Annotated in this window: 8 protein-coding genes; 7 read left to right on the top strand and 1 reads right to left on the bottom strand. The window is 58.1% G+C overall.

What is annotated here, in order from left to right; translation table 11 throughout:
* Nucleotides 1-129 precede the first annotated feature (129 nt).
* Entirely contained in the window at nt 130-888 is a 759-nt protein-coding gene (locus tag JW799_RS14830; protein WP_205430469.1) for a hypothetical protein, read from the top strand.
* 222 nt (nt 889-1,110) lie between these two features.
* A complete protein-coding gene (locus tag JW799_RS14825; protein ID WP_205430468.1) occupies nt 1,111-1,665 on the top strand; it encodes a MerR family transcriptional regulator in 555 nt (184 codons plus the stop codon).
* A gap of 443 nt (nt 1,666-2,108) precedes the next feature.
* Here JW799_RS14825 and JW799_RS14820 read toward each other — a convergent pair whose 3' ends face one another.
* Nucleotides 2,109-6,071, bottom strand: a complete 3,963-nt coding sequence (locus JW799_RS14820) for an S-layer homology domain-containing protein (protein ID WP_205430467.1) — start codon at nt 6,069-6,071, stop codon at nt 2,109-2,111.
* An 843-nt stretch (nt 6,072-6,914) separates the two neighbouring features.
* Here JW799_RS14820 and fni point away from each other — a divergent pair.
* The 5 genes from fni to JW799_RS14795 all read left to right on the top strand — a co-directional run bounded on the left by fni (nt 6,915) and on the right by JW799_RS14795 (nt 11,971).
* Entirely contained in the window at nt 6,915-7,949 is a 1,035-nt protein-coding gene (gene fni / locus JW799_RS14815) for a type 2 isopentenyl-diphosphate Delta-isomerase (RefSeq protein ID WP_205430466.1), read from the top strand.
* 371 nt (nt 7,950-8,320) lie between these two features.
* Entirely contained in the window at nt 8,321-9,124 is an 804-nt protein-coding gene (locus JW799_RS14810) for an undecaprenyl-diphosphate phosphatase (RefSeq protein ID WP_080834737.1), read from the top strand.
* A 7-nt stretch (nt 9,125-9,131) separates the two neighbouring features.
* Nucleotides 9,132-9,827 carry a response regulator transcription factor gene (locus tag JW799_RS14805; RefSeq protein ID WP_205430464.1) on the top strand — a complete coding sequence of 232 codons (696 nt, stop codon included), beginning with the start codon at nt 9,132-9,134 and terminating at the stop codon, nt 9,825-9,827.
* Nucleotides 9,824-11,185, top strand: a complete 1,362-nt coding sequence (locus tag JW799_RS14800; protein ID WP_205430462.1) for a sensor histidine kinase — start codon at nt 9,824-9,826, stop codon at nt 11,183-11,185. The genes JW799_RS14805 and JW799_RS14800 overlap by 4 nt, the downstream gene beginning before the upstream one ends.
* A 72-nt stretch (nt 11,186-11,257) precedes the next feature.
* Nucleotides 11,258-11,971 (top strand): PepSY domain-containing protein, encoded by a 714-nt coding sequence (locus JW799_RS14795; RefSeq protein ID WP_205430460.1) that lies wholly within the window; start codon nt 11,258-11,260, stop codon nt 11,969-11,971.
* The last annotated feature ends 40 nt before the right edge of the window (nt 11,972-12,011 follow it).

The raw sequence follows: 12,011 nt of genomic DNA, 5'->3' as shown, positions 1-12,011 counted from the left end.
TGTCGGTTAATCTTCTACGTGAACCCTTGAAATCATACAAAAGTTTACTTTTTTTACTTTTCTATTTAACCATCTGAAAAATTGTGTTATAAAATATATCATAGTGAGTAAGTTTTTTGGGGTGATCGATTGAGTTGGTTTCAAGAAGTTAAGAGATTAGATTTCTCCTCCTTTAGTCGCACTGACCGTACTGAACATCCGGAGATTAAGACGTATAGAAGAAGCACGATTAACCCTGACTCAACAATATCCGTATTATCGCAATTTTTTTTGACCGCATCCGCTCTTTCCGCTCCGAATTCATTGGTTTGGGTGCCGATAACGAATGAAGAGGTGAATGAGCGGACGATTAGCGAACTCACAAACCACTTCAGTAAAATTCAATATATTTATTCGGACTCTTCGCTTGTCAAAATACAAATGCAAAATATGCTTCCGCATTCGATCCTTGAATTCCGCAGGCTCCTTTCGGATAAAAAATTGCACCCCATCGTACGGGAGCTGTTCGCCAAAGAAAATGCCAATCTCGCAGAGGAAGATGACTTTGGCGAAACCGCGACTTATCAAGTAGAATGCGGAAAACTGGAGCCGTATTTTGATCATTCGTTTGAATCGGTTTGGGAATTTATTCAACAAAGCTTTCTCCGGTCGGAGGGAAGCTTTATCGTTTGCCCGATTTCTTGGAAACTAACAAATGAGTTGCAGCATTCCATTGCATTGCGCTATTTCTCGACGAAATGCCGAGACATCCATTTAATTGTAAATAAAGACACACACTCGGTTAAAGCCGTCCATCTTAGCCGGCAGCGCCTGAATCGTCTCCCGGACCGTTATTACACAACCAAAAACGGGCGAATCGCGGCGGAAATAACCGCGATTCGCCCGTAGATGAGGTTTCTTCCGTTCGATCGGTCCTTAACGCGGAACACGACGCTCGAGCGCTATACCGAAGGGCCGGTTCGAAATCGCACTTGTTTTGCCGAATGAACGGTACCTTTGTCACCCCTACAGGGATTGCGAAACGAGCGGCGAATACGGAAAACAAACGGATGCGCGCGCCTGCCGCGACGTTTGTCCGATCTAAAAATGTTCCGCCAAGGAGTGATGATCGTGAGTCTGGGATCCCGGGAAGCATGCGAAATACTGGGCGTCAGCCAAACGACGCTCAAGCGCTGGATATCGTACTTTCCGAATGTTTTTCCGAAGGATCAGCTGGGGCATTATTTGTTCGCCGAGCGGGAACTGAAGCTGCTGGAGAAAATAAAAGAGGAGGTGCGCGGCGGCGTGCCGATGGATAAAATCGAGCTGCCCGTCGCGCCGGAGCGGGACGGGGCTTCGTCCGCGGGCGCGGCGGCTTTCCCCGGAACCGAGGCGGACACGCTCCGGCTGCGCGTCGCCCAGCTGGAGCGGGCGCTTGCCCAGAAAGCGGACGAAGTCGTCACCGCGCAAATCTATCAGCACCGGCAGGAGATCGACGAGCTGCGGCTCATGCTTCGCCAGCTAAGCGAAGCGGTCGAGGGGCTGCAGCAGGCGGCGGCCGCGCGCGAGCCGGAAGCCGCGAGGCCGGAGCCCGCGCGCAAGCCCGAACCGGCGGCGGGAGGCGCCCGCACGACCGGATCCGCGGCGGTCCGGGCGGCGCGGCGGAAGGTGTTTTGGCTGTTCTGAGCCGCGGTGAACGTGCTTTATGGCGGATCGGGATGAGTAGCCATGACTCAACTGGATAGTTAGCGGACGTGCAGAGGGGCAGGATGAGTAATTTCTACTCATCTGCGGGTGGCCATATGCGCATCGCGGGTCAAGATGAGTAGCCATGACTCAACTGGGTGGTTAGCGGGCGTACAGAGGCGGCAGGATGAGTAATTTTTACTCATCTGCGGGTGGCCGTATGCGCATCGCGGGTCAAGATGAGTAGCCATGACTCAACTGGATGGTTAGCGGACGTGTAGAGGCAACAGGATGAGTAATTTTTACTCATCTGCGGGTGGCCGTATGCGCATGGCGGATCAAGATGAGCAGCCGCGACTCGATCAGATGTGCGGGAGAATCGGACCGACTTCCAAACGAAAAAACGGCCGGGCGGGCATCCGCGCCGCTCGGCCGTTTTTTCTTTATTTCGTAACCGTTACGTAATCGAAATCGGGAACGAGCGCTCCCGCCGCATCCGACAGTTGTTTTTCGTCGGTGCCGTTGACTTTCGCATACTTGATCTGAATCGCGCTTCCCGATTCGATCGCGTTTTTGAAATGTTGGGCATACGGGCCGTTCAAATCGATAACAATGGCGTTGTCCGCATCGTCGGTATAATCGTCATGGACAATAAACCCTCTGAGCGAATATTCCGTACCGTCCACCTTGAGCGTCAGTCCCGCCGCGGTAAAGCTTGTCTCAAACGCGAAGCCTTCATGGAACGCCAGGCGAATTTGGCCATCGACATAGGCAGCCGTAGGCGTTCCAGGAGCTCCGATTTCGTTGACGTTCTGCAGCGTGATTTCAGCCGGATAGGCGTTCATCGCCCAGCCGACGATGCCCGTCGTATCCATTTTAATCGACACAGCGCCCGCCGGCAGCGAATCCGCGAACTTTAACGCGTACCACAGCCGATCCGTCGTATAGCTGTAGCTCGCCGAAGAAGGCGCATAGGTTCCCTGTCCTTCCACTGTCACGGCAAAGCGGGCCGCCGCTTCGCTCAGGCTCGGATTGTCCAGCGGGTTCCAGCCCGGCACGATTTCCAGCATGATCGATTTCCGGTCGGAACTGATTGTCGCCGTCCGGATCGCTTCTTCCGTTCCGAGAACGGCACGATCGGCGAAGGTTTCCGCTTTGTTTTTCGCATCCGTCCGGTCCTGCAAGGACTGGCCGTTGTAGGACAGCTCCAGTTCGTTTTTCCGATCCGCCGGAATGCCGCTGACGGTCAGTTTTACATAAGACGATACCATATGCCGGACGTTCTCGTAGTTAACCACTTCCACTCCGGCGACGCTTCCGTAGTTCAACGCATATTCCGATGCCGCGGGCTTGCTTTCCGGATCCAGCGGCTCGTCGTAGTACAAATAGATCGTATCCAAAGCGTCATTGACGAACGCTTCGTACGAATACGGCGGATACGTGTCGAGCGCGTCGACCGTTGCCGCATCGAACAAAATCGTCGTGACATTGCCGGACGTGTAATTGCTGCCGGCGTCCCGGATCACGAATTCCACCCGCGCCTCGTCGTCGTAGAATGAAACGCCGGTATCGAATTCCTGCAGCTCGCCGACTTGGCCGGCTTCTATTTTAAAGTACGGCCATTCGTCTACCCAAACGACATGGCTGTCGTCGCCGGAACGGCCTTCCAGCACCGCTTTCACGCTCGATTCCCAGTTTCCGTTGATCGCGTTGACGACCATATAAACTTCCGCCGGCGCGTTCAGCTTGTAACGAACCCGAATCGTGCCGTCTTTAATATAGGCTTGCGGATAACCGTCGACAAAATAAGGATCGATAAAGTCGCCCGTTTCGACGCTGTCCGTGCCTTGTTTGCGGACGATCAACTCGTACGTTTTCGAATCCGTCACCGCTCCGCCGAGCTTGACCGTCAATTTGACGAATTGATCGTTTTCCCCGTCGCGGGTCACGATCCCTTCGCTCGTCACGGCGGCGTTGTCCGATTCCCACGCAATCGTGACTCCGGGGAAGTCGGCCAAAGCGGTCATCAGATTCAAGTTGGAAACGATATTGCCCGCATTTTCGTTTTGTCCGAGGAAGGAAGCCTCGATCGCCGCGAACAGCTCGCTCGTATCGATCGCCTTCTGAACAGGCCCGAACGGTTCGCTTACGGCATAGCCGCCGACCGCGATTTGGTCCGCGGAGGCTTCGACGCGAATGTATTTTTCGCTGTCTTCCTTCGTCAGCGTATACGAGGAGCCTGCTGCGCCGTCAATGACCGCATACGGCCCTTCCGCGCGGTCGGCCCGAAGCCATTTGTACGCGATGCTTTCGTTGGTCGGAATGTTCTCGAAATGAACGGTTCCGGCCGCAAGCTCCGAGCCGATGGCCGTATCCCCGGAAACGGGATCGATGCCGGTTACATAAGCCGTTCCGAAAGGAATGTAAAGCAAGGACAATTCGGTGTCGGCGTAATGGCCGTGCGAAACGGTTACGTTGACGCTCCGGATCGCTTCCGGGCTTCCGGCGTCCAGCGTCAGCACGAAGCTTCCCGGCTTCGCACCCTCCGCCAGCCCTTCGCCCAATACGGCTTCATAGGAATAGGTTGCGCTTGTTACGCTTGCTTTCAAGCCGGTCGAGTCGGCAAGCGGATTGCCGTTCGAATCCTTCAGCGTCACGACGAGGGAAGCGGCGCGTCCGGACGGCTGCTGCGTTTGCCGCAGCTCGCTTCCCGCCACCACCATCGCGTCGAAGCGGTTTGACGCATACAAAGACTTGGCGAACTTGTAGACGGACAAGCTGCCGCTGTTCGCGACAAGCGCCGCATCCAGCCCTGCGGCCGCGTCGACGGCATCGCCCGCAAACTCGGAAAGAGCGATCCCGAGAGCCGGCTTGCTGACCTTCACCGTCGTTTGGGCGAACTTGCCGCCGTCTTCCGTGACGACCTTGACGATCGCCGCGCCAGGGCCGACTGCGGTCAAAACGCCGTTTTGGTCGATCGTCGCGACATCGGTCGAGTCTCCGGCGATCTGCCACTCCACGTTTTTGTTCGTGGCGTTGCTCGGAGCGACGACAGCCGCAAGCTGCTTCGTCTCGCCGACGACGAGGGAAATATCGCTTTCGGTAATGGAGACGCCGGTCACGGATACAGCGGGGGCTTCGCCTCCCGATCCGCCATCGGTCGTGCCCCCTCCCGCAGAGCCGCCGCCGGCAGAACCTCCGCCGACAGTTCCGCCGGCTGCGGCGCCGACGCTGCCGCCGTTTTCGACGGTCTTGTCGTTCACCGTCGCTGTAGCGCCGTTTTGCGCCGTTACTTTATCGATCGCCACGTTGCCCGCGATTTTCGTGCTGGCTTCCGCGACGAGTTCGCCGATCGTTCCGTTTGCCGTAATTTGAGCGGACTCGGAACGGTTGACGACTTTGTTAAAGTTGCCGTCCAGCACAATCTGCTGTCCCGCAACGACATCGGCCGAAATTTCGACCGTTTCGAAGCCGCCGCCGGTAAGCTCCTTGGTTACGAGCAGCGCGCCGCTTTCCAATTGCGTGACGGAAACGGACGTACTGCCGGTCGCCAAGATGCGGACCTTGCCGTTGTATTTGTTGACGACAAGAGCGCCCTTCACGTCGACGCTGTTGAAAATAATCGAGTTCTCGCCGCCGCCGCTGACGAACACGTCGCCCGCGATTTCGACGTTGTTCAGCGTCACTTCGCCTTCGCCGACGCCTTGCGTTACATAAAGGTCGCCGGAAATGCTCATGTCGCTGAGCACGACATCCGCCGAATTGACGACCAGGTTGCCCTGCACGTCCTCGGAGTATTCGCCTGGAGATGCGATCAGCTTCCGGACGAAGTTGTCGAACATCGTGACCGCTTCCGCCCGGGTCAAATTCGCAAGCGGCTTGAACGCTCCGTCCGGCGTGCCGGTTACGATTTTGTTCGCGACGAGCGCATTCACGGCGTCTGCCGCCCACCCGGCAATCTCGTCTGCGTCCGTAAACGCGAAATCGGCGGACCCGCCTTCGATGCCGAACGCTTTTGCGACGATCACGGCCGCTTCCTGGCGGGTGATCGGGCGATCGGGCAGCGCTTTGCCGTCCGAACCGTTCATGACGCCGGCCGCGTTCAGCTTGATCAAGGCGTCATAATACCATTTTTCCGCGCTAAGATCGGTAAACGCATTGTCTCCCGTCTCCACGTATTTCACCATGTTGTCGATCATCGTGGCGAATTCGGCGCGAGTCACGGCGTCGTTGGGCCGGAATGCCCCATCATATCCGCTTACGACGCCGTTCGCGTTCCAGTTTTCCACCGCTTCTTGCGCCCAATGCCCCTGCGTATCGCGAAACGTCGCCGCAGACACAGGCACGATGAAGCTCAACAAAAGGATGAAAGCCAATCCTAGCGATGCGAGCTTTTTCAGTGACATGTCGTTAACCCCTTCAGTCGATTCGTCTGTTAAATGCTTCCGCAAACCTTCTTTCTCCCGCCGGCCCCCTCCGTTTTCTTGCCTGCAATGGCAGTTACCCCATGATTATACAAAATTCGACTTCTTTTGATATAGATACTTTTTACTAAAATTTAACGTCAACCAGAGTTGGAAGCAGGATTTAAAGGTGTATTTTTTCGTAAATTTTATCCTTGGAATTAGGAAATTCGATTCAAGAACAGGACAGTAGGATCGCTTCGAACTTGCCTTGGATGTCTTGGATGTCTTGGATGTATGGAACTATTGGCCAACAAAGGACCAAGAAAATCTCCTCCGGCAAAGGCGACCGCTATGCCGTCGATCGCCGCAAGCATGGAATGGCTGGTTAAAAAGAGCAGCCACGACTCAAATGGTTCGCCAGCTTGCGCGCGAAGGCGGTGAGATGGGCAGCCACGACTCAAATGGTTCGCCAGCTTGCGCGCGGAGGCGGTGAGATGGGCAGCCACGACTCAAATGGTTCGCCAGCTTGCGCGCGGAGGCGGTGAGATGGGCAGCCACGACTCAAATGGTTCGCCAGCTTGCGCGCGAAGGCGGTGAGATGGGTAGCCCACGACTCAAATAGTTCTGCGAAACAGCCATATTACCTATAGAAGTTAAAAATCGGCGCGAAAGCGGAAAGCTTCGTCAACTCCTCGCGGGATACGATACGTCTGCTAATCCCATCGCCAAAAGAAAAAGCGATTCGCTGCCGCCCGGCGACCAATTGCAGGAGCGGACAGGCCCCAGGTAGGTTTAGAACCGGTACCGGCTGTGCAATGCTGGTATCGTGGAGGTAGAACGATCATGGAAGAACCGAACGCAACCGAGCGGCGAAAAAGCCAGCACATCGAAATTTGCCTGAACGAGCGGGTCGAGGGCGAACGCATCACGACCGGCTTCGAACGGTACCGCTTCCGTCATCAGGCGCTGCCGGAGATCGATTACGCGGCCGTGCGCACCGATACCGAATTCCTCGGCCGGAAGCTGGGCGCTCCGTTTCTGATCAGCTCGATGACCGGGGGGACGGAACAGGCTTCGAATATTAACCGCAACCTGGCGGTTCTGGCGCAGACGCGCGGCTGGGCGTACGGCGTCGGGTCCATGCGCGCGGCGATCGAGCGTCCGGAGCTGATGGAGACGTTTCGGGTTCGCCGATTCGCGCCGGACATCCCCATCCTCGCGAATCTGGGCGCCGTTCAGCTCAATTACGGCTTCGGATACGACGAATGCATGCGGGCCGCGGAAAAGCTCGAAGCCGATGCGCTCGTGCTTCATCTGAACAGCTTGCAGGAGGCGTTCCAGCCGGAGGGGAATACCGATTTTCGCGGATTGCTGAAGCGGATCGGGGAGTTGTGCCGCCGGCTTCCGTTCCCGGTCGGAGTCAAGGAGGTCGGCTGGGGGATCGCGGCCGACGTTTCCGAGCGCCTGGCGGACGCGGGCGTCGCGTTCCTCGATGTCGCCGGTGCCGGCGGCACGTCCTGGAGCCAGGTGGAAAAGCATCGCTCCGCCGATCCGGTCGCGCGACTCGCCGCGGAAGCGTTCGCCGACTGGGGCATTCCGACGGCGGAATGCGTGCGGGAAGTCCGGCGACAGCTCCCGGACATTCCGCTCATCGCGAGCGGCGGGCTCGCAAACGGCGTCGATGCCGCCAAGTCGCTGGCGCTCGGCGCCCATTTGGCGGGGTTCGGACGCTCGCTGCTGCTACCCGCCGTGACGTCGCCCGACATGCTGTCGTCCCTGGCCGAGCGGCTGGAGCGCGAGCTGCGCACGGCCATGTTCGGCATCGGCGCCGCCACGATCGCGGAGCTGCGCGCCACGAACCGCCTGGCAAGCATCTAGCCCTACGCGCGCCGTCCCCCGTGACTCCCCCTTCTCCGGCAAACGAAAGCCGGCGGATTTGCCGCGGATCTCCTTAGGACAGGGATCGCAATTTCCCTGCGGCTCTCCCCCGACAGGGTTCGCGGATTCGCCCCGGCTCTCCCCCGGACAGAGCTCGCGAATTCGCCGCGAGCCGGACCGGCATTCGTTTTCAAGCAGGCGTTCCTAGCGTTTATCATTTTTTTATCTTTCGGAATCTATGATTTGATTTCGGTTCTGTCCTCCCAGCGGGTATAATAGCATGAAGAAACGGCAGCCGCTTGTACCGGGTCCGCGAACGCGGCTTCGTCTCCCAATCTCGCGATTCAAAAAAGAAAGGCGGAATACGACGAATGAATGACGTAATAAGCGCGATTATTTTAGGCGTTATCGAAGGCCTGACCGAGTTTCTCCCCGTTTCGTCCACCGGGCATCTGATTTTGGCCGGCGACTTGCTGGGCTTCGAAGGAGACGCGGCGACCACCTTCAAAATCGTCATCCAGCTCGGCGCCGTGATGGCCGTCCTTATCCTGTACTGGGGCCGCTACATGTCCATCCTGAAGGATTTGTTCGCCTTCGATTTCTCGGCCAAAAACAAACTCAACGCCATCCATATGATTCTGGCCATGATTCCCGCTCTCGTCGTCTATCTGATCCTGAAAGACTTCATCAAAGGCACCTTGTTCGGGCCGGAACCCGTGCTCGTCGGCCTCATTGCCGGCGGGGTGCTGATGATTATCGCCGCAAGAGCGAAACGCAAAGTGACCGCGGAGAACACCGACGACATCAGCTACAAGCAGGCGCTGGGGATCGGCCTTTTTCAATGCCTGGCTTTGTGGCCCGGGTTTTCGCGGTCGGGCTCGACGATTTCCGGCGGGCTGCTGCTCGGAACGAGCCAAAAAGCGGCGGCCGATTTTACGTTTATCATCTCCGTCCCGGTCATGCTCGGCGCCACGATTCTCGACATGTACGACAGCCGGGAATATTTGACCTCGGACGCGCTCGCTCTCTTCGGGATCGGCTTCGTCGCCGCGTTCGTCGTCGCCATGCTCGCGGTCGTCACCTTCCTCAATTTGATCAAGCGGCTCAAGCTCGAGTGGTTCGCGGCGTACCGCTTCGTGCTGGCGGCGGTCTTTTTCGCTTGGATGATGTGGTGACCGGGTCATGGACAAATCGATTTTGATCGTCGAAGACGAAGAAAAAATATCGCGGCTGCTGGAAATCGAGCTGGAAATCGAAGGCTATCGAACGGCGAGATTCGCCAACGGCCTCGACGCCCTTGAAGCTTACCGCAGGGGCGGCTGGGATTTGATCCTGCTGGACGTCATGCTCCCCGGCATGAGCGGAATCGAGCTGCTGCGCCGGATTCGAACGCAGGATCCGCATACTCCGGTCATTTTGCTGACGGCCAAAAACTCCGTCGAGGACAAAGTATCCGGACTCGATTACGGAGCCAACGATTATATGACGAAACCGTTTCAGATCGAAGAGCTGCTCGCCCGCATCCGCGCCTCTCTCCGCCATCGCGCCGCGGCTCCCGCCGAAACGGCCGGGGAGGAATGGCTGACGGCGGCGGATTTGAAAGTCAACGAAAAAACGCGGGAAGTGCTTAGGGGCGGCGACCCGGTCGAACTGACGCCGAGGGAATTCGATTTGCTCGTCTACCTGCTGAGAAACAAGCGCCAGGTGCTGGGTCGGGAGCAAATTCTGGAGGCGGTCTGGGGCTACGATTATGCCGGAGAAACGAACGTCGTCGACGTCTACATCCGCTATGTCCGCAAAAAAATCGACCACGGAAGGCAGCCCGAACTGATCCAAACCGTACGCGGAGTCGGCTACGTCCTGAAGGAAAACAAATGAAGCTGACGAACAAAATCCATCTTTATTCGTCCCTTTTGTTTACCGTGCTGCTCGTCGTCATGAATGCGACGATCTACCTCGTCTTTTCCCGGCTGTCGATCGACAGCGAAATCCGCCAGGCGGAAACCGAAGCCGCCGCAAGCGCGAACGGCATTCTGCAAAGCATCGGAACGATCGGCCTGCCGGATTTGCTGCGCGCATACGTGCCCGCGAACGGCATGCTGCAAGTCGTCACCGGGCCGGGCGAAAGCTATGCACCGGTCACTTCTCCGTCGCAATCGGCTTTGAGCAAACGCGAAAGCTCGTATTTTCCGCAAAAAACGACCGATATGTTCGAACACGGCGGCGAGCGATACGCGCTTGTGTCGGTTCCGGTCATATGGACGGATGGCAGCGTCGCCAACGTGCAGATTACGCAAAGCCTGCAGGAGACGACGGACAATCTGCGGACGCTTCGGCTCGTTTTGATCGTCGTCACCGCCATCGCGCTCGTTCCCGTCGTCGCCTCCAGCCGCCTGCTCGGCAGGCTAATCGCGCTGCCGATTCGTTCGATGACCGGCACGATGCGGGACATCCGGCGGAGCGGCCGATTCAAACGGCTTGAGCTGGACACCTCTTCCAAAGACGAGCTTACGGAAATGGGCCAAACGTTCAACCGGATGATCGACCTGCTGGAAAGCAATTTCGAAAAGCAGGAGCAGTTCGTTTCGAACGCCTCGCACGAATTGAAAACCCCTTTGACGGTCATCGAAAGCTATGCGAGCCTGCTGAAACGAAAAGGCATGGAGCGTCCGGATCTGTTCGCCGAATCGATCGAAGCGATTCATTCGGAAGCGATCCGCATGCGAGAATTGACCGAGCGCCTGCTGCTGCTCGCCCGAAACAAGGAGCAGTGGAACGCGAAGGCGGTCAGGCTCGATCTTGCGGAACTGGCGGCGGCGACGGTCGGCGCCTTCCGCAACGCGTACCGGCGCGACGTTCATCTGGAAGGAGCCGAAGAGCCGATATTCGTTCGAACGGACGAGCATTTGCTGAAGCAGCTGATGTTTATTTTTCTGGACAATGCCCGAAAATACAGCGAAGAGCCGATTGCCGTGGCGATAGGCGCCTCCGGCGAAACGCCTTCGGCCTGGATTCGCATCGCCGACCGCGGCGTCGGCATTCCGAAGCAGGATTTGTCGAAGGTGTTCGACCGTTTTTACCGGGTGGACACGGCGCGCAGCAGGCAAACCGGCGGTTTCGGCCTCGGCTTGTCGCTGGCGAAGGAAATCGCCGAAGCGATCGGCGCGGAACTGGCGATGGACAGCCTGGAGGGCGTCGGAACGACGGTGACGATATCGCTTCCGGATCGGCCATAGCGCCCGTCTCTCAGCGAATTCTCATCTTGTTGCTGTATGATGGGGTTATCGAAACAACGCGGGGGACTCGACATGAACAAACGACAACGTTGGATCGCCGGGCTGGGCGGATTGGCCGTCGCCGCGATCGTCGCGATTTTGATCTGGAAGCCGTGGACGGGAGAAGCCGTCGCGCTGTCCCGGGAAGCGGCGGAACGTGCGGTGCTCGCCCGCTATCCCGGCATCGTTTCGGAAACGACCAAATCCGGCGGGGTATACCGGATGCGCCTGCAAACGGACCGGGGGCTGTATGAGGTAGAGGCCGACGCCTACAGCGGTGAGATCGTCTATTTGCAGCTGATCGAAGCCGCGGCCGCCGAGCCCTCTCCCTCCGGCGGCACGGAACAAAGCCCGCCCGCTTCCGGTTCGGAGGCGGCGCCGCCTCCCCCTGCCGGCGGCGGCAACGGAACCGCGACCGCGGCGCCCGGCGGGTCCGCGCCTCCGCCTCCGCCTCCCGCTTCCGGCGGCCAAACGGAAGCGCCGGGGGAAAGCGCGGGGGAACCGCCCGCCTTGCTTGCGCCGGCCAAAGCGAAGTCGCTCGCCGCGGCCCACGTCGCCGGGGAAATCGAAGATGCCGAATTGAAAAGGACCGCGGACGGCGGCGCCTACTATCTGGTCGAGATCGACGTCGACGACGGCAGGGACGCCATCGTGCAGGTCCATGCGATTTCCGGCGCGATTATGTCCGTCACATGGGATGACGAAAACGATTCGGACGACGATGCCGACGATGACGACGACGCCTGAAGCCGCGAAGGGTCCCCGAATTCTCATCCATTTCTAATCT

It is taken from the genome of Cohnella algarum (genome assembly GCF_016937515.1).
Classification (GTDB): domain Bacteria; phylum Bacillota; class Bacilli; order Paenibacillales; family Paenibacillaceae; genus Cohnella; species Cohnella algarum.
The sequence above is the reverse complement of the archived record's forward strand: the minus strand, read 5'-3'. Positions and strand labels throughout refer to the sequence as shown.